Origin of the sequence: Klebsiella sp. CN_Kp100, assembly GCF_040065315.1 — a bacterium.
Classification (GTDB): Bacteria; Pseudomonadota; Gammaproteobacteria; order Enterobacterales; family Enterobacteriaceae; genus Klebsiella; species Klebsiella oxytoca.
Map to the genome: position 1 here is coordinate 1 of NZ_JBEAIJ010000003.1, position 19,211 is coordinate 19,211.

14 protein-coding genes and 1 tRNA gene are annotated in these 19,211 nt (G+C 55.8%); 11 read left to right on the forward strand and 4 right to left on the reverse strand.

The window, feature by feature from the left end:
• The 6 genes from ABLV12_RS03050 to ABLV12_RS03075 all read left to right on the forward strand — a co-directional run.
• Nucleotides 1–3,131 (forward strand): type I secretion C-terminal target domain-containing protein (locus ABLV12_RS03050; RefSeq protein WP_348866767.1); only part of this gene is annotated, 3,131 nt, incomplete at its 5' end.
• Between the two features lie 170 nt (nucleotides 3,132–3,301).
• Entirely contained in the window at nucleotides 3,302–4,738 is a 1,437-nt protein-coding gene (locus tag ABLV12_RS03055; protein WP_224314124.1) for a TolC family outer membrane protein, read from the forward strand.
• Nucleotides 4,735–6,882 carry a type I secretion system permease/ATPase gene (locus ABLV12_RS03060; protein WP_004100811.1) on the forward strand — a complete coding sequence of 716 codons (2,148 nt, stop codon included), beginning with the start codon at nucleotides 4,735–4,737 and terminating at the stop codon, nucleotides 6,880–6,882. The genes ABLV12_RS03055 and ABLV12_RS03060 overlap by 4 nt, the downstream gene beginning before the upstream one ends.
• On the forward strand, nucleotides 6,879–8,084 hold the full coding sequence (locus tag ABLV12_RS03065) for an HlyD family efflux transporter periplasmic adaptor subunit (RefSeq protein WP_348866768.1): 1,206 nt from the start codon (nucleotides 6,879–6,881) through the stop codon (nucleotides 8,082–8,084). Before ABLV12_RS03060 ends, ABLV12_RS03065 begins: the two co-directional genes overlap by 4 nt.
• Nucleotides 8,085–8,308: 224 nt before the next feature.
• Nucleotides 8,309–11,452, forward strand: a complete 3,144-nt coding sequence (locus ABLV12_RS03070) for a glycosyltransferase (protein WP_348866769.1) — start codon at nucleotides 8,309–8,311, stop codon at nucleotides 11,450–11,452.
• A gap of 42 nt (nucleotides 11,453–11,494) precedes the next feature.
• A complete protein-coding gene (locus ABLV12_RS03075) occupies nucleotides 11,495–12,424 on the forward strand; it encodes a peptidase (RefSeq protein ID WP_160887619.1) in 930 nt (309 codons plus the stop codon).
• Between the two features lie 35 nt (nucleotides 12,425–12,459).
• On the opposite strand, the gene hspQ is transcribed toward ABLV12_RS03075, so the two are convergent.
• The gene (gene hspQ, locus ABLV12_RS03080; RefSeq protein WP_004100817.1) at nucleotides 12,460–12,777 is read right to left on the reverse strand and encodes a heat shock protein HspQ; all 318 of its coding nucleotides are present in this window, start codon (nucleotides 12,775–12,777) and stop codon (nucleotides 12,460–12,462) included.
• Nucleotides 12,778–12,836: 59 nt separating this feature from the next.
• Complete coding sequence (gene rlmI, locus ABLV12_RS03085; RefSeq protein WP_047720066.1) at nucleotides 12,837–14,039, reverse strand: 23S rRNA (cytosine(1962)-C(5))-methyltransferase RlmI; 1,203 nt, start codon at nucleotides 14,037–14,039, stop codon at nucleotides 12,837–12,839.
• Between the two features lie 190 nt (nucleotides 14,040–14,229).
• Here rlmI and ABLV12_RS03090 point away from each other — a divergent pair, with 190 nt between their 5' ends.
• The 3 genes from ABLV12_RS03090 to yccX are packed head-to-tail and all read left to right on the forward strand — an operon-like array spanning nucleotide 14,230 to nucleotide 15,923.
• Nucleotides 14,230–14,784, forward strand: a complete 555-nt coding sequence (locus ABLV12_RS03090) for a YbhB/YbcL family Raf kinase inhibitor-like protein (protein WP_348866770.1) — start codon at nucleotides 14,230–14,232, stop codon at nucleotides 14,782–14,784.
• A gap of 16 nt (nucleotides 14,785–14,800) precedes the next feature.
• Nucleotides 14,801–15,589 carry a helix-turn-helix domain-containing protein gene (locus ABLV12_RS03095; protein WP_160887654.1) on the forward strand — a complete coding sequence of 263 codons (789 nt, stop codon included), beginning with the start codon at nucleotides 14,801–14,803 and terminating at the stop codon, nucleotides 15,587–15,589.
• A 52-nt stretch (nucleotides 15,590–15,641) separates the two neighbouring features.
• On the forward strand, nucleotides 15,642–15,923 hold the full coding sequence (yccX, locus tag ABLV12_RS03100; RefSeq protein ID WP_160887621.1) for an acylphosphatase: 282 nt from the start codon (nucleotides 15,642–15,644) through the stop codon (nucleotides 15,921–15,923).
• Here the strand turns inward: yccX and tusE are convergent.
• Together tusE and yccA are read right to left on the reverse strand one after the other, a co-directional pair.
• Entirely contained in the window at nucleotides 15,920–16,249 is a 330-nt protein-coding gene (gene tusE / locus ABLV12_RS03105; protein ID WP_004100828.1) for a sulfurtransferase TusE, read from the reverse strand. The genes yccX and tusE overlap by 4 nt on opposite strands.
• An 88-nt stretch (nucleotides 16,250–16,337) precedes the next feature.
• Complete coding sequence (yccA, locus tag ABLV12_RS03110; protein ID WP_004100829.1) at nucleotides 16,338–16,997, reverse strand: FtsH protease modulator YccA; 660 nt, start codon at nucleotides 16,995–16,997, stop codon at nucleotides 16,338–16,340.
• A 267-nt stretch (nucleotides 16,998–17,264) separates the two neighbouring features.
• On the opposite strand from yccA, the gene ABLV12_RS03115 reads away from it, so the two are divergent.
• Both ABLV12_RS03115 and ABLV12_RS03120 read left to right on the forward strand, forming a co-directional pair.
• A complete protein-coding gene (locus tag ABLV12_RS03115) occupies nucleotides 17,265–18,893 on the forward strand; it encodes an ABC transporter substrate-binding protein (RefSeq protein ID WP_004100830.1) in 1,629 nt (542 codons plus the stop codon).
• Between the two features lie 143 nt (nucleotides 18,894–19,036).
• Nucleotides 19,037–19,124 (forward strand) — tRNA-Ser (locus ABLV12_RS03120).
• Nucleotides 19,125–19,211: the final 87 nt, after the last annotated feature.

Below are 19,211 nucleotides of genomic sequence, written 5' to 3' on the forward strand. Positions count from 1 at the left end.
ACTCGGATTCTGACAGTGATTCGGATTCCGACAGTGACTCCGACTCCGACAGCGATTCGGATTCCGACAGCGATGCCGACTCCGACAGTGACTCGGATTCCGACAGCGATTCGGATTCTGACAGCGACTCGGATTCCGACAGCGATTCCGACTCTGACAGCGACTCGGACTCTGACAGCGATATTGAGGCCAACCCCGATAGCAACAGCCCGGACGTTGTCGCGCTGGAAGGTAACCTGAACAACGTCAGCGGTACCAGCGGTCAACTGGTTGGCCTGACCTTGCTCAGCACCGTCGATGTCTCGCTGCTGGCGGGCAATAATCTGCGCTTTAGCGTGGGAGCCGGCACCGTGGAGGATATGACGGTATCGGTGAACGGCAACTCGCTGCTGACGGCGAGCGGATTGCTGACCACTATCGTCAATCTGCTGGGGGCAGGAAATACCCTGAAGGCCGATCTGTCGGTGGTGAATACGGTCACCGGTGAAGTTGTGGCGATAGCGGAAAACAGCGTCTCTATCTCGGCGAGCCTGCTTGGCGGGCTCTCCTATAACGGCACGGTCTCCTTCGCCAATCTGCCGGCCGGCGACTACACCATGGTTATCTCTGCGCCGGAAAGTAACGGCACCCTGGTATCGTTAATCAACGCGCTGGCAGCGGCCCAGGTGGCAAGCTTCGTCAACGTGGATGTGACGGATTCGGTTGGCTACAGCGTCGGCGCCATTGAAGGTAACGTGCTGGATACAACCGCCAGCGGCGATATGCAGGATAGCGGTCAGGGCATCTCGGTCACCAGTGCGGTATCGGATTCCGTCGACGGATCGACCCCGGTCAATGTGACCAGCGCTGGCGTCGATATCACCGGAGCTTATGGGGTGCTGACGATTCACTCTGATGGCAGCTATAGCTACCAGTTGACCAAAGGCGGGGCCGCTATCGGTAAATCGGATGTCTTTAGCTATACCATTACCGATGAAGCGGGTAATACATCGACGACGAACCTGACGATTAATATCGGCGGCAATATCGAACCGGCGCAGGCCAATCCGGATGCTCAGGAAACGGATCTGACCGCGACGTTCGATACTCTCAACGGAGAAAGCGGTACCGTCGGGCAGCTCGTCGGCGTCTCGTTACTCGGTAACGTCAATGTTGGGTTACTTAACGGTAATAGCTTTGACTTTGATGTGGCCGCCGGCGCGAACGAAAAAGTGCTGCTGACGGTCTCAGGGAGCACCGGTCTGAGTCTGGGCGCGGCACTGACGACGCTGCTGAGCCTGTTGGGCGGCGCATCGTCCTTCACGGCGGATCTCTCTATCATCGATAAGGCTACCGGAGAAGTCGTGCAGGTCCTGACAAACGCCGTCAACATTAACGTTAACGGCATCGGGCTCAGCCTCGGCTATAGCGGAGGCGGCTGGTCCTCGATGTTACCTTCAGGATCGTATACGGCGGTGGTCTCATCACCGAATACCGGAGGCCTGCTGGGGGCCCTGCTGGACCTGAACCTGGGGACCTTTGTCAACGTCTCGGTCACCGATTCTGAGGGCTATCACACCGACAGCCTGACGGGCAACGTGCTGCAAAGCGATGGTGCAGGCGACGTGGCGGATACAGGGGTCAATATTAAGGTGACCAGCGTCACCGCCACCTCGGTTAACGGCGCTGAACCTAAGGAGGTCAGCGGCAGCGGAACGACGATAGAGGGCGCATGGGGATCGTTGACCATCCACAGCGACGGTAGCTATACCTATCAGCCTTATGGCGGAGTGAATAGCGTCGGTCAATCGGAAGTCTTTACGTACACCATTACTGACAGCCTCGGCCACACGGCGAGCACCACGCTGACGATCGATATCGATAGCCCGGCTTCGCTGGCGGTCAATGACCAGGTCACGCTGAACGTAGCAACGGCGCTGGCAACGGTCAATGTTCCGGCGATTGACACTGCGGGGCTGAATACAAGCGGTAAATCAACCACGGGAGGCGTATCAGCAACCAGGACCATCAACTTCAGCGTTGGGGCCGATCGCGAAATGGATACGCTCTCGGTGAAAGTGAACTACACCGCGAGTGGCTCGGTGGTCAATACCGTCAAAATAGACAGCACGGTCAGCATTTATCACGTGCTCAGCGATGGCAGTAAGGTTCTTGTATGGCAGGGCACGCCGACAGAGAGCTTGACCACCGTTATCGGCACCACAACAAACGCTGCGGATACGTTAACGCTGACGAATGTGGCATTGAGCGAAGGTAATTACGAGATGGTTCTGGTGTCTAAGGCAACCGCCACTCTTGATACTTTCTTAACGCCGGCACCGAATTATACCGTCGGGGCTTCGATAACCGGTACGACCATTGACACCGCAACGCATTACACGGTGGCGGGAACCAACGTCAGTGGAAATATACAGAACGGAAATAACTCAGGCGGTACGGAAGATTTCCATGGCGTACTGTACTCGTCTTACAGCGTCTCCGGACACACTTCCAGCGGCGCTGCGGAAACCTGGACTTTCCACAGCAATGGCAGTATCACGACCAGCAACGGGAGTAACGTAAGCGCAGCCAGCGTCACAATTTACGGTGACTATGGCACCCTGACGATGGCGAATAATGGTTCTTACACCTACAGTCTGAAGGCAGGAATGGATGTGTCGACCATCACGCATAAGGAAGTCTTTGCCTACTCGGTGAACGACAGCAATGGCGCTTCTTCCGCGGCGACGCTGACTATCGATCTGCATCCGCAGATTACCGGCAGCGTGAACGGCGACGACATCCACAGTACCGCTTACGACGATACCTTCACCCTGGGCATCGGGGCCGACACGGTAATCTACAACCTGCTGGCCGATGATAATACCGGCGGCAACGGAAGCGATACCTGGAAGGACTTCTCGGTTGCGCAAGGGGATCATATCGACGTATCGGCGCTGCTGGTCGGCTGGGATGGTAACAGCAGTAGCCTGGGCAATTATGTCACCTTGAGCTACGTGGGCAGTAATACGGTGGTATCTATCGACCGCGACGGTGGCGCAGGCGGCCATCAATCGACAACCTTAATCACGCTGGAAGGGGTGCATATCAATTCGCTCAACGAGCTGCTTGATACCAATAACTCCAATTAACTAGCTTAAATCGATGACGGCACAGGGAAGCGCCGTCCAGATTATTTTATCGCGGAGGAATCATTCAGGTCAGTGAAGCGGGAGAACGCCGACTATCATTTAATAAAAATAATGATGCGGAAATTATTATATCCGTTTTTTCAGTGCGTGTTTTCTGAAGGGTAAATTTGATGCGTCTATTTATACAAAAAAGGAATGTCATAACCTGTGGCTATACAGCTCTATTAATCACGTTAAATCCGTCGCTTTCAGCTCATGCGGAAAATTCATATTTGCTACCGAATGATATTAGCAGCCAGCGTTTAACTGATAATCAGCAGGTCGCGGGGTATAACGACGAGATTATTAACAGTCAGACCCGAATATCCGGTCCGCTGGATATTAAAAAGGCGGTAAAAAACGCGGTGAACTGGCATCCCTCTATTACGCAGGAGGTCAGTAAGCTTCAGGAGATGGCGCAAAAAGTTGATGTGGCGAAAGCAAAATATTACCCGCAAATAAGTGCGGGTATGAATAATGGTTATACAAACACTTATTCTGATGCCGGATATACGCCATCGCTGGTCGTCTCAGTGTCGCAAATGCTTTACGACTTCGGCAAAGTGTCCAGTTCGGTGAGAGCAGCAGACTCCGGCGTGGCTCAGCAGCAGGCCACCGTGATGCTGAATATCGATCAGGTCGCTCACGATACCGCCGCGGCGGTAGTCCAGGTGCAGGGCTATCAAAAGCTGGTTGAAATCGCCAAAGCGCAGGTTAACTCGCTACAGCAGATCGGCGATCTTATTCGCCAGCGCAACGATGCGGGGGCATCTTCATTATCGGACGTTGTGCAGACCGATACCCGCGTGGAAGGCGCGCAATCCACGCTCCTGCAATATCAGGCGGCCCTTGAACGCTGGAAAGCCACGCTCGCGACCTATATCGGCATCGGCGGAATCGCGACGGTAACGGATGATGTCCCGCAGGGAATGGATGCCGCCTGCGCGGTATCCAAAATCGATTACCGTACCGTTCCAGCGGTACTGGCGGCGCTGGCCCAGGCCGGTCAGGCGCAGGCGCAGCTGGATAACGCCAACGCGCAAATGCTGCCGACGATTTCCCTGGAACCGGAGGTGACCCATTATCTTAACGATAACTACGCCAACAGCGCGGTGCTGAATAAAACGCAATATTCCGCTTGGGTAAAAGTGCAAATGCCTATCTACCAGGGCGGGGCGATGACCGCCTCCCGAGACGCCGCCCAACAAAGTCTGGCGGCGGCGAATGCGGCGATCAAAACCGCCCAGCTGGACGCCAGCCAGAAGCTGAACGCCTCTCGCGATGAAGCGGTCAATCTTGCCCAGTCGCTGGGGATTCAGAAACGACAGCAGCAGCTGGGCGAGCAAACCCGGGCGCTGTACCAGGATCAGTATCTCCAGCTCGGTTCACGGCCGCTGCTGGATCTGCTCAACGTCGATCAGGAAATTTACCAGGCCAGATTTAGCCAGGTCCTGACGGAATCACAACTGCGCTCGCTGGAGCTGGACTGCCTGTTCAGCACCGGCAAGATGCGCACGGTGTTCGCGCTGGAAAATCAAAATATCCAGGGCGTGGAGATCCGCCCATGACCCCACAAGATGAACGTGCCGGAATACCGCACTTGTCCGATTGGTCGAATGCGATTGCCTTTATTGCCAACCACTATCGACAAAGTTTTTCTCCCGGAACGCTACATGCGGCTGCCGAATGGGCGACGCAGAAAACCCTGCCCGAAGCGCTCCGGCACCTGGCGCGCCACGCCGGATTACACTGCCAGTTTTTATCCGCCACCGATCAGAAAATGTCGGCCTGGCGGCTACCGCTCGTTATCCAACTGCGCGATGGCCAGGTGGCGATAGTTGAAAGCTTTGACGTCAATAATGCCGTCGGGGTGCGGTTCGTGAAGGAGCTGTCGCTGCTCAGCTACTGCCCGCTGGAAACCCTGCTGCCGGAAATTGACAAGACCGTTGCTTTTCGCCCGTCGGCTCCGGAAAGGGATATTCGCACAGAAAGCTATCTGACCCGCTTTCAGCCGGACTGGCTGCGTAAAATTGTGCTGAAAGATCTTCGCCCCTATATGCACGTCATGCTGGCTTCGTTCGCCATTAACGTTCTGGCGCTGAGCGGGATTCTGTTTTCGATGCAGGTATACGATCGGGTGATCCCGGCCCAGTCTTATCCCACTCTTTATGTCCTGTTCAGCGGCGTATTGCTGGCGGCGGTATTTGCTTTTGCGCTGAAAATTATGCGCGGACACGTCACGGATCTGCTCGGCAAACGTGGGGATATTCGCGTCTCGGACCGGGTTTTCGGCCACGCGTTGCGCCTGAAAAACAGCGCAGTGCCGCGCTCAACGGGGAGCTTTATTTCGCAAATCCGCGAGCTGGAGCAGGTACGCGAAATGATGACCTCAACGATGATGACCATCGTGGCGGATTTACCGTTCTTTTTGCTGTTCCAGGTGGTGCTGTTTATCGTCTCGCCGTGGCTAAGCTGGATAGCGCCGGTGGCGACGGTTCTGATGATCCTGCCCGGCCTGCTATTGCAGCGCAAGCTCGCGGCGCTGGCCAACAAAAATCAGCACGAAAATACCTTACGAAACGCCATTCTGGTGGAGAGTATTCAGGGTTTGCAGGACATCAAAATGATGCAGGCGGAAAGCCGCTTTTTGCATCAGTGGAATAGCTATATTGCGATTACCGCCGAGTCGGGGGTCAGAACGCGCAGGCTCACTCACGGCCTGGTCAGCTGGGGAATGTCGGTACAAAACCTGCTATACGCCACGGTAGTGGTGGTCGGCGCGCCGCTGGTGATTAATGGCGACATCACCACCGGGGCCATGGTGGCGGCATCGATGCTTTCAACCCGCATGGTCGCGCCGATGACCGCGCTGTGCGGCGTGCTTGCTCGCTGGCAGCAGGTGAAAACGGCGAAGGCCAGCCTCGATAATCTGATGGCGCTACCGGTCGAAGGCGGCCAGGACGAACCCCGGGTTCACCGCGCCGTGCTGCACGGTAACTACGAGTTCCGCCAGGCGGAATTCCGCTACGGCCTTAACGACGCCGCGATTCCGCTGCGAATTAACCAGCTATCGATTAAAGCCGGTGAGAGAATCGCCATCCTTGGGCGAATCGGCGCCGGTAAATCGACCCTACTGCAGGCGATGATGGGCAACGTCGAGCTGGTCGCCGGCGAACTGCGGCTGGATGATTTAAGCCTGCCGCAGATCGACCTTGCGGATATTCGCCGCAACGCCACTTTGCTCACCCAGGAGGCGCGGCTGTTTCACGGCACCCTGCGCGAGAATTTAATCCTTGGGCGGCCAGCGGCGACGGATGATGAAATCTTCTCGGTGCTTACCCTGTGCGGCGCTCTGGAGTTTGTACGCAAACTGCCCCTCGGCCTCGAACATATTGTCATGGAAGGCGGGGTGGGGCTTTCAGGCGGCCAGCGCCAGTCGCTGCTGCTGGCCAGAACCCTGCTGCGCGATCCGAACATCGTCCTGCTTGATGAACCGACCTCTTATTTCGACGAGCGAACGGAAAAGGCCTTTGTGGAACAGCTGGCGCTATGGGCCGGCGAGCGAACGATGATTATCGCCACGCATAAAGCGGCGGTGCTCAATATCGTTGACCGGATTCTGGTCATCCAGGATGGACAGCTGGCGCTGGATAAACCTAAAGCCACCGTCTTTGAACAAGAGAAAGCCCGCGGCCAGGTGGTGAATATATGAATAAGCTTCCCCTGATGGCGGATCATGACCCGGTGGCGCTGCTGCCGGATAACGAACAAGACGAAGCGAAGCTCGTAAAATCGCGGCGGCTGATACTGCTGCTGGCCGGTATGCTGCTGGTGGGCGCTGTCTGGGCCTGGTTCGCCGTGCTGGATGAAGTCTCTACGGGCACCGGAAAAGTGATCCCCAGCTCCCGGGAGCAGGTGATTCAGACCCTCGATGGCGGCATCTTAACCGAGCTGAACGTGCAGGAGGGCAGCAAAGTGCAAGCCGGACAGGTCGTGGCGCGCCTCGACCCCACCCGCAGCGAATCTAACGTGGGGGAAAGCCAGGCGAAGTATCGCGCCTCTCTGGCGGCGAGCATTCGCTTAACTGCTGAGGTCAACAATCAGCCGCTGGTGTTTCCCGACACCCTGAAAGCCTGGCCCGCGCTGTTGGCGGAGGAGACCCGCCTTTACCATAGCCGCAAGGAGCAACTGAGCAAATCGACGCGTCAGCTGGATGAGTCGTTAAAGCTGGTCAATAGCGAACTGGCCATTACTGAAAAACTGGCGAAAACCGGGGCGGCGAGCAACGTCGAAGTGCTGCGTCTTCGTCAGCAGGTCGCGGATATTAGTTTTAAAAAAATCGATCTCAATACGCGTTATTTTGTTGACGCGCGTGAACAGCTGTCAAAAGCCAATGCCGATGTAGCCAGCCTGGCGGAAGTGATTAAAGGGCGCGCCGATTCGGTGACGCGTTTAACCGTCCGCTCGCCGGTACAGGGAATTGTTAAAAATATTAAGGTCAATACTATTGGTGGGGTTATTGCGCCCAATGGCGAATTGATGGAAATCGTGCCTGTAGACGGCCGTTTATTAATCGAAGCGCGGATCTCCCCTCGCGATATTGCTTTTATCCATCCCGACCAGCAGGCGCTGGTCAAAATTACCGCCTATGATTATGCCATCTATGGCGCACTTAACGGCGTGGTGGAAACCATATCGCCGGATACCACTCAGGATGAAGCTAAACCCGATATTTACTACTACCGGGTATTTATCCGTACTGATAATGATTACCTGGAGAATAAGAGCGGCAAGCGCTTTTTAATTGGCCCGGGGATGATCGCTACCGTTGATATTAAGACTGGTGAAAAAACGGTTATGGATTATCTGGTAAAACCATTTAATCGGGCCAAAGAAGCATTACGGGAGCGCTAATCAAAGTGCGAACATCTTGTCGGCTACGGGTTCTCCGCCGTTTGCGGTCCGGGAGATGTGCCGGGGCTGATACCCCGGCGCGGTATACGGGAATGACAGGTCGGATAAGGCGTCATACGCCACCCGACAATAATGTGGCGCAATCTCTAAAACGAGTTTGTTTGCAGTCTCTGATAATAATTTTTAAACATCCAACGCATTCTTGAATAAATGGAGAGGGAAAGATGGCGCTAAGTGACTTACTGCAACAAGCTTGCTTTCAGGCCAAAAAATTGAAATCCACCGTGTTGCCCTCTGACTATCCGGCATGGGTGATCTTCTTTAGCGTCAGCGATGGCACAGAGCGGGCGCATATGCATATCGCCAGCGGAACCAGCTTCGATCTCGCCTGGCTGGCGGGGGCCAGAGCGCTGCAGGAGTGGCGTAAAAAGCAGGCCAATGAACCGCAGTGGCTGCGTATCGACGTTGTGGACAGCGTGGAAAAGCTCAGCTGGCACTCCCTCAATGAGAAATTCAGAGTCACCAAGCGCAACTATTTTCGCTTTGGACTCGCGTTTGACCCGCAGTTTAGCTGTGCGATGCTAGAGCAGGAAATCGCCGGCAACGCGCTGCTCTACGACGGCGATAATGGCGTCGTCGCGCCGAATAGCATCAATTTGCAAAACTACGGCCAGCGGCGGTTTAAGCAGACGCTTAGCTGGCCGGAGGATCCGCAGCAGCCTCTGTGGCGTTTTAAAACTCAGGCGGTCTTTTGCGATCGCTTTGGCGTAAAAGTCATTGAACATGCCGGGAGGGGCTCCGGCTATCGCGCCATTGGGGAAAACTGGCAGGAAGCGTGCCTGGCTGAGGTGATTATAAAAGGCAGCGATTACCTGGCCCGTCAGGTCAGGAAAGACGGGCTGTATCATTATGGCTGGTTCCCCTGTTTCGATCGCCCGGTCCGTTCCTATAACGCGCTGCGCCACGCCAGCTCAACCTATTCGCTGATCGAAGGCTGGGAAGCGACGCGCCAGCCGTCGGTTCGCCAGGCCATAGACCGGGCGATTGCGTATCTGGTAAGCACGCTGATTGAGGTGCGGACGTTGGATGATGGGCGCGAGGCAGCGTTCCTCTGCGACGTTGGCGAGGAGATCAAGCTTGGCGGTAATGCCGTCAGCATCCTGGCGCTGGTAAAATATACCGAAACGACCGGAGACCGGCAGTACCTGCCGCTGATGGCGCAGCTGGCGACCGGTATTGCCTGGATGCAGGATCCGCAAAGCGGCCAATTTGTTCATGTATTAAATAGCCACGATCTGTCGTTGAAGGCCAAATTCCGCATTATCTACTACGATGGCGAAGCGGCGTTTGCCTTGATGCGCCTGTACGGCCTGACCAAAGAGCCGTTGTGGCTGGACGTGGTGGAAAAAGCCTTCGCCTATTTCATTCAAAACAAACACTGGCAGCATCACGACCACTGGCTGAGCTACTGCGTAAATGAATTAACCCGCTTCCGCCCGGAGGAGAAGTACTTTCGTTTTGGTCTCAATAATGTGCGCGATCATCTTGATTTCGTACTGCATCGTGTGACGACCTATCCCACGCTGCTGGAGCTAATGATGGCGGCGTCGGAAATGGTCACCCGGCTGGGCGCCTCGCCCGAGCACCGCCACCTGCTGGATGATTTTGACCAGCAAAAATTCTGGCAGGCGCTGGAAACCCGCGCCCGCTATTTGCTGAACGGCTTCTTCTGGCCCGAGCTGGCGATGTTCTTTAAAAATCCCGCGCGGATCGTTAACAGCTTCTTTATACGCCACCACAGCTACCGCGTACGTATCGATGACGTCGAACACTATCTCTCCGGCTTTATCGCCTATCAGAAATACCACTTAGCGGCAAAAAAGCCGTCGCTCCAGCAGGACAACGCGCCGTCGTCGATTGATGCGACGCCCGTTTTTCTGCTGGAGACGCTACGCGATGTCGGTAACGGTATCGAGGTGGCCGCCATGCGGCGGGCGAAGCTGTTCACCGAACATCTGCGCGCCGTACCCTGGCTGATTACCGCGACGTGGAATCCCGAATTACCCACGGTGGTCAAGGCGCTGAAGGCGCGGGGGGCGCTGCCCAAAGAGGTACCGGTTTATAACCTTTACCAGTGGTTAAGCGACTGCCTGGAGATGAACGCGATTGCGACGCTGGAGCCGCTGGTGGGGAGTATTGAACTCAGGCATGTCGTCAATCCCGACGCGGACCTGCCGGTGGGAAAACAGAACTTCCTGCTACGCCCGCAGGGGAAAATTATCGAAGATTATATCGATAGCGCCGGCAATATTCTGCTGCGTAAAAGCTTTGATGAGAAGAAAGGCAACCTGCGGCTCAGCGCTCTGGAAATTGCCCTCGCCGGGGGCGACGTCAAACGCTTTACTCTGGAGGAGGACTTTTTTTCGTGGATGCTGGAAACCATGCTGGCGGGTAAAGGGCGTTGGCACTTTATCGTGGATAAAAATAAAACGTGGAAAAACTTCGTCTGTTCACGGCCAGCTCAGCGTATGGCCTGCTCATTAAGCGCCATTATTCACTCCCATCATCAGCTCTCTAACGGCGCGCTGAAAAGCTCATATCGACACCTCCTGGAGCAGCCGGATCTCGTCGACCAGTTGATTATCCTCACCGATGAGCAGTGGCAGGATTTGCAGCAGGAGGGATTCCCGGCTTCGCAGATGGCGGTGATCCCCAACCATCTCGATAACGGCAATATTCCGGCAAACCCGCAGAAAGTGCCGTCACAAACGGTTATCTACCTCGCGCGTTACTCGGAGGAGAAGCAGCACGCCTTACTGCTGAGCGCCTTTCGTAAAGTGCTGGCGGTTATCCCCGATGCGCAGCTGCACACTTATGGCGTAGGGCCGCTGCGGCGCAGCCTGAGCGCGCAGGTGGCGGAGTGGGGGCTGGCGCAGGCGATCCATATCAATGGCTTCACGTCCGACATCGCCCAGGCGCATAAAACGGCCTGCTGTACCGTGCTTTGTTCGACTCAGGAAGGGCAGTCTATTTCCGCCGTGGAGGCGATGGCCTACGGTACCCCGCTGATTAGCTTTGCTATCAAATACGGTCCGCGCGACATCCTGCAGGACAGGCAGGCGGGGATGCTGGTTCCCTGCGGCGATGAAGAAGCTCTGGCGGCGGCGTTGATCAAGGTTATCGCGGACAAAACGCTACAGCAAAGTATGCGGCAGGCCGCGCTGCGCAACGCTCAACGCTATTATGCCAGCGCCATCGCCGAACGCTGGGCGGCGTGGCTGCAGGCCAGCGAGCGGCTGATGGCAGCGCAGGCGAAGGCGGATATCGGCCTGGCCAGCAAGAGTCCACAGGCGGCTAGCGTTGGGTAATCGTCCGTGTCCGTTTCCCCCGCGCTCGCCGCAGGAGAGGCCATGAGGCGAGTCGTCGCGCTGCTGCTGGCCTGCGGCGGCTGTGCGCCGCTGCTGGCCCGCGACATGGTGCAGGTTGCCCGCTGCGTGCCAGGAGCGCTGCTGCACAATCATCATCTTGAAAAAGCGCACGTTGTCGATGAGTTTCATATTTATTACAGCCTGCAGGGTAAGGACGCCCTGCAATATCCGCAGGATAGTACCGGCGATGGCGTGCCGGATGTCGTGAAAGACATCGCGAGCCAGCTCCAGGCTGCAAAATATCTTTACACCTCGCTGCTGGGTCTACGACCGCCGCTGCAGCAGAAAATTTATACCCAGGCCCGACAAATTAATATCTACCTGCTGACGCTTCCCAAAGGTCACGGCCTGGCCTTTGACCGCGTGGCGGCGGAAACCATGAGCGATGGCGCGACGCTCCCCTGCGGTTTAAAAATTGTCCTCAATGCGGCCCGGCGGCCGGCGCGCAACGTTACGCCCGCCCATGAATTGTTCCATTTGTATCAGTACGGCTACGCGGTTTTTAAACAGAAATGGTATCTGGAAGGCATGGCGCGCTGGATGGAAAATGCATTCAGGCCCGCGGAGCAAAGCATCTTGCCGTTAGCCGCCCCGCCCGTTTGCGAAAATTATTTCTCGCGCGGCTACGGCGCGGCAAGCTTTTGGGCCAGCTACGCGCAGCAGTCGTTTGCCGCCACCATATTGCCGGACCACGCGCTGGCGTATCGCTACATCGACGGTAGCCCGGTGTTTAAAATTCAGGTTTTACCGGGTGGGGCGATGCTCGCGCCGTTTTTTCAACAGCTTGCGCTTAATAGCGAGGGCATTTCACGTGAGATGAAGCTGGCTAATACCCGCTGGAGTGAAAAACAGCAGCGTGACGGACGGTTCAATAACCAGATATGCCAGGCGCTGGCAGCGACTGCAAAATGATAGGGTAATAAAAAACCCGCAGCGCGGGTTTTAGGTTAGTTGCGCAATCGCGGCGCCTGCAGCTGCTGGCGTATGGTTCTCGCCAGCTCGTCCAGAGACGGTTGCTCCGGATGCTCGTCGCTGGGCTCGCTGCTTAGCTGCGCTTCTGCAAGATAAGTGTGAATCGGCTGGCCATCGTCATCTTCCATCACCACGTGATACCAGGGCGCAAGACGCAAATCGTCGTTAGCGGCGATTTCGTCCACTTCCGGCTCCGTGAGCGAATATTCTGGATCGACATCGACGATTACGCCCAGGTAGCCCAGAAGCGTGTGGCGAACTTGTTGGCCGATACCGAATTTGCTGGCTATCATAAGCACCTCCCGGGTTACATGATTACCTGCTATATGCGGGCCGATTCTCCATTTTCAAGTTACATAATGCGACAAGCAAACCCTTTCAGATACAGCCCTTCCGGATAGGTTGCAATCACCGGGTGATCGGCAGCCTGACGGAACTGTTCTATAAATTGTACATCACGTCCGGCATCCAGGGCGGCATCGGCGATGATTTTCTGAAATAAATCGGTGGTCATCAGGCCGGAGCAGGAGAAGGTCAACAGAATGCCGCCGGGGTTCAGGAGCTGGATCGCCAGCATATTGATATCTTTATAGCCGCGGCAGGCGCCCATCAGCTGGCTTTTGTTTTCGACAAACTTTGGCGGGTCCATCACGATGACATCAAACTTTTCGCCTGAATCGCGATATTTACGCAGCAGCTTGAACACATCGTCACGGACGAATTCCGCTTTCGATAAATCCAGCTTATTCAGCTCAACGTTCTGTCTGGCGACGTCCAGCGCTTCCTGCGACGTATCGACGCTGACAACCTGACGGCAGCCGCCCATCAGCGCAGAGATGGCAAAACCGCCGGTATAGGAGAAGCAGTTCAGCACACGTTTATCCGCAACATAGCGACGCGTCGCCAGGCGGCTGTCGCGCTGGTCAAGGTAATAGCCGGTTTTGTGGCCGCCCTGAATGTCGACCAGCAGCTGCATACCGTGCTCGGTAATCGGCAGCAGGGCAGGCGGCAGTTCACCGACCACCGGCCCCTGCGCCAGCTCCAGGCCCTCTTTTTTACGTACCGCGACATCGCTACGATCGTAGATGGCGCAGTTCGGGAACAGCGTTTGCAGCGCGCTGACAATTGACGCGCGCTGATATTCAGCGCCGGCGCTCAGCAGCTGCAGCACAAAAAAGTCGCCAAAACGATCGATGGTAACGCCCGGCAGGCCGTCGGATTCTCCGGCAATCAGGCGGTAGCTATCGAGCCCGTCGCGGGCCGCCAGCCACTCGCGCCAGGTGTGCGCCTGCTGCAGGCGACGCTCGAAAAAGGCGTTATCAATGGCTTCAGTGCGATCGAAGCTCCAGACGCGGGCGCGGATCTGCGACGAAGGCGAATAGGCGCCGCGGGCCAGCCATTTTCCCTGTGAATCCACAATATCGATGGTTTCACCTGAACGGGCTTTACCTTCCATCCGGGCGACGGCGCCGGAGAAAATCCACGGATGGCGACGCAGCAGGGATTTCTCGCGTCCTTTGGTTAACACTAAGCGGGGGAAAATGGAATCTGTCATGGAGCTACCTTTAAGCAACGTGAATATCGGCACCAAAAAATGGCGCGTAGATTAGCACAAGTGGCTGTGGCAAGCACCATTCCACCGCTATCGGCAGGTGAGCGTTTCGGCACAAAATGCAGGCGCTTTGGCACAATAAAAATCTCGCCGCGATCTTACAGTATTTCCTCAACCGACGGAGGAGAATACGATGAAAACAGGATTGAAATGGGCTGTCGCAATAATGGTTATTATGAGCGGAACGGCGAATGCCGCAGCGTTTAGCATCAGCAGCGTAGATATGCGCGATGGCGGGTCTCTGGCGCAGAATCACTGGTTTGGCGGCTTTGGCTGCACCGGCGGCAATGTATCACCGCAGATCGCCTGGCAAAATGCCCCGGCGGGTACCCGTAGTTTCGCGGTGACCGCTTATGACCCGGATGCGCCGACCGGGAGCGGCTGGTGGCACTGGACGGTGGTGAATATTGCCCAACAGGTGACAAGTTTAGCCGCTGGCGCCGGAGACAAAAATAACGCTAAACTGCCTGCCGGGGCGGTACAGGGGCGCAATGACTTTGGCTATGCGGGTTTTGGCGGCGCGTGCCCGCCGGCCGGAGATAAACCTCATCGCTACCGCTTTACGGTCTGGGCGCTTGATACCCCGACGCTGCCCATTGATAGCGCGGCCAGCGGGGCGTTAGTCGGATTTATGTTACACAGCCACGCCATCGCCAGCGCGCAGTTAACGGCGCTGGCCGTAAGATAACAAAAAGGGCGGCATGATGCGGAATATCAATTTTCACCATAATGCGCTAACGGCGGCGGAAATTACCACCCGCCGTCTATGCAAACTGCACCGCGTCACGCTGTTCTCGCCCGCGATCTGCCGGGTAAACCGCGGCAGTAAGGTCATTGTGCAGGGAGCCAGCGAGATGCTGGCAACGCCGCAGCAGCTGATCATTTTGCCCGCCGAGGTGGAACTGGAGGTCATAAATCAGCCGGAAAACGGGCTGTTTTGCTCCGATCTGCTGTCACTAACGCCCGAGCTGTTGGCTGATTTTAAGCATCGCTATATGAGCGAACCGCAGGTCGGTCGTTTGACTTCGCTTTGCGCGCCGCTGGCGCCGGAACTGTCGTTTATGTGGCAGAGCGTTCTGCAGGTGGTGCGGGAAGGGCTTTCGGCGGAGTTACAGCATCATCAGGCGATGGGGTTGCTGCTGGCGTTGTATCAGGCCGGATACGCCGGACCGCTGCTTAACGAACGGCGCGACGACATAACCGGTCAGGTCAGGCAGATTATTATGCTGTCGCCTGCCGAAGCGTGGAGCGTGGCGAAAGTCGCAAAAATGCTGTTTCTTGGCGAATCGACGCTGCGCCGCCGTTTGCAGCAGGAGTCCCGGAGCTTTCGCCAGATCGTGGAAGAGGTGCGGATGGCCTACGCGCTGGGGCAATTACAGTCGACGTCGCGGCCCATTGGCGACATTGCGCAAAGCAGCGGCTATCTGTCAGGCTCGCGCTTTACCGCCCGTTTTCGTCAGCACTATGGGTTATTACCAAAGCATGTACGCTGAAAGAATTTGCTATCCTCTGTCATTGAGTCAATGTCCGGAAAGGAGAGAAAACATGGCAACGGTTTGCACGATGGCGTGGGTATACGGTTCCGTTCAGGGCGTCGGATTTCGCTATTCGACCCAGCGCGAGGCGCTGCAGCTGGGATTAACGGGATACGCGCGCAATCTCGACGACGGCGGCGTGGAGGTTCTGGCCTGCGGAGAACCGGAGCAGGTGGAGAAACTTATTGCCTGGCTGAAGACCGGTGGGCCGCGCAGCGCGCGGGTGGACAGGGTTCTGACCGAGCCGCATCAGCCCACCAGAGAGTGGCGGAAATTCGCCATTTTGTATTAGATACACTTTACCGGTTTAGGCAGACCGGCGATTTTTGTCGCCTGCTTAGCCGGGCCTTTCGGAAACAGGCGGTAAAGATAGCGGCTGTTGCCTTTCTCTTCGCCGAACTTGTTCGCCATGGCTTTCACCAGCATGCGTATTGCCGGTGAGGTGTTGAATTCCAGATAAAAATCGCGCACGAAGCGCACGACTTCCCAGTGTTCAACGGACAGGGCGATGCCCTCCTGTTCAGCAATAACGGTCGCCATCGCCTCGCTCCACAGGGTCGTATCCTTCAGATAGCCTTCGCTATCGGTCTCTATTTCGTTGCCTTCAAAGATAAACATGATTCTTCACATACCGCTGAAAATGGCGGCAGTGTAGCAAAAAATAAGGCCCCGCATAAGCGGGGCCTGAGTAGAGCCGGAGAGAGGATTAGTCTCTGCTGGCGAAGCCAAGGATGCTCAGCAGGCTGACGAAGATGTTGTACAGCGAGACGTACAGGCTTACGGTCGCGCGGATGTAGTTGGTTTCACCGCCGCGGATGATGTTGCTGGTCTCAAACAGGATGGCGCCTGAAGAAATCAGGATAAACACCGCGCTGATCGCCAGATGCAGAGCCGGCAGCTGCAGGAAAATATTGGCAACCATACCGATAAGCACCACAACCACGCCCGCCATCAGCATGCCGCCGAGGAAGGACATATCTTTACGGGTCGTCAGCACGTAGGCCGAGCAGCAGAAAAACACCAGCGCGGTTCCGCCCAGCGCCAGGCCAATCAGATCGCCCATGCCCGCAGACAGGTAGGCATTGAGCATCGGCCCCAGGATATAGCCAAGGAAGCCGGTAAAGGCAAACGCGGAAATAATGCCGGTAGGTTTATTTGCCGTTTTATAGGTCAGGAACATCAGGCCATACATGCCGACCAGCGTCAGAATCAGACCCGGCGAAGGCAGCATCAGTACCGTGCTGGCCGTCGCCGTAATGGCGGAAAATGCCAGCGTCAGGCTAAGCAAAAAATAGGTGTTCCGCAGAACTTTATGCGTGCTAAGCAGCGATGAACGGTCACGCGACGATGTAATTATACGATCCATGAGTCACTCTCTTATGACAGATGTAATTAATAATGAAGCATAAAAAAAACGAGGCCGAAGCCCTAATGCTTTTACCCATCTTTACTCAAAGTAAACGGGCTGGATTCAGCATTTTATTCCAGTAAAAGACGAATAAGTGGAATTTTTATTCATTTGCTTTCTGTGGCCAGATCGAAATCTGATAACTAACTGAAAAATATTGCGTTATAGCCATTCTGCGACTAACTCTGGAGAGGGTACAAACGAAGCGTAACAAAGGCAAGGGATATGAAATCACAAAAATATAATCACATCACGCGGGTACTGCTGGCTGTCGGTCTGTTCTCAATCACTCTCCCGGCGCTGGCCGCGCAGGTGCCGCCGGGAACGGTGCTGGCAGAGAAGCAGGAGCTGGTCAGAAATAACGGCAGCGAGCCGTCGTCGCTGGATCCGCATAAAGTCGAAAGCGACGTTGAAAACAATATCATTAGCGATCTTTTCGAAGGGCTGGTCAGCGTTTCGCCAGCAGGCGACATTCAGCCCCGGCTGGCGGAGAAGTGGGAGAATAAAGATAACACCGTCTGGACCTTCCACCTGCGTCCAGGTGCGACCTGGTCTGATGGGACGGCGATTACGGCGCAGGATATCGTCTGGAGCTGGCAGCGTCTGGTGTCGCCGCTCACGGCGTCCCCTTACGCGAGTTATCCCGGCAATATGCATATCGTCAACGGTGCGGAGATAGCACGGGGGCAAAAAGCGCCCGAGACGCTGGGCGTCAGAGCGGTTGATGATGCGACCTTTGAGGTGACCTTAACCCAGCCGAATGCGGCGTTTTTGGCCATGCTGGCGCACCCGTCTCTGGTTCCGCTCGATAAAGTCCTCATTTCGCGCTACGGCGACAAGTGGACCAAACCGGAACATATGGTAACCAGCGGGCCCTACAAGCTGTCGCAGTGGGTGGTGAACGAGCGTATCGTCGCAGAGCGCAATCCGCGTTACTGGGATAACGCGCATACCGTCATCAATAAGGTGACCTATCTGCCGATAAGCTCTGAAGCCGCCGATATCAACCGCTACAAAGCGGGGGAGATCGACATCGTCTATACCGTGCCGATTAACCAGTTCGCCCAGCTTAAAAAAACTCTGGGCGAACAGCTGAATGTTTCGCCGCAGCTGGCGACCTACTATTACCAGTTCAATACGACCCGGCCGCCGTTTAATGACCCGCGCGTACGGCGGGCGCTGAATATGGCCCTCGATAAAGAGATTATCGCGGAGAAGGTACTGGGGCAGGGGCAGCGTCCTGCCTGGCTTGTCAGCCAGCCTGATATCGGTGGGGTGAAGCTGCACAATCCCGAATATGCCAGCTGGTCGCGCGATAAACGTATCGCCGAGGCGAAAAAACTGTTGAGTGAGGCCGGGTATAACGAGACCCATCCGCTGGTATTTAATTTGCTCTATAACACTTCGGAATCGCACCAGCGAATTGCCATCGCCGCCAGCTCAATGTGGAAAAAGAATCTTGGCGTCGAGGCGAAGCTGCAAAATCAGGAGTGGAAGACCATGCTCGACACCATGCACACGCATAATTTTGACGCCGTGCGCTACGCGTGGATTGCCGACTATGACGATGCCGCGACTTTTCTCAATACCTTCCGTACCGGCGATAGTGAAAATACCACTCAGTACAGTAATCCAGCCTACGATGAGGCGTTGCGCAATGCGGCAAAAGCGTCTGATACCGCGGCGCGGGGTCAGTTCTACCAGCAGGCGGAGGATTTACTAGGCCAGGATGTCCCGGCTATTCCGGTCTATCACTATGTGCGTACCCATCTGGTGAAGCCATGGGTCGGGGGTTTTACGCCGGATAAACTGGGGTATTACTACACCAAAGATATGTACATCAAAAAACATTAGGTCGGCGCGGGTAGTTTGCGCTGAATTTCTGCGCAAACTGCCTGAATTTCAGACGAATAACACGTTTTTGCTTATTTTTAAGCCGATTGAACAAATTGATGCTTTACAGCCTCAACAGAGGTGTTTATAGTGCGCCCCATACCGGAAGCGTGGCCGAGCGGTTGAAGGCACCGGTCTTGAAAACCGGCGACCCGAAAGGGTTCTAGAGTTCGAATCTCTACGCTTCCGCCAAACAAAACAAGGGGTTACCGAAAGGTAATCCCTTGTTGCTTTAGGGTGTTGGAATACTGTTGGAATATTCTGAGGTTCCAGCCCATA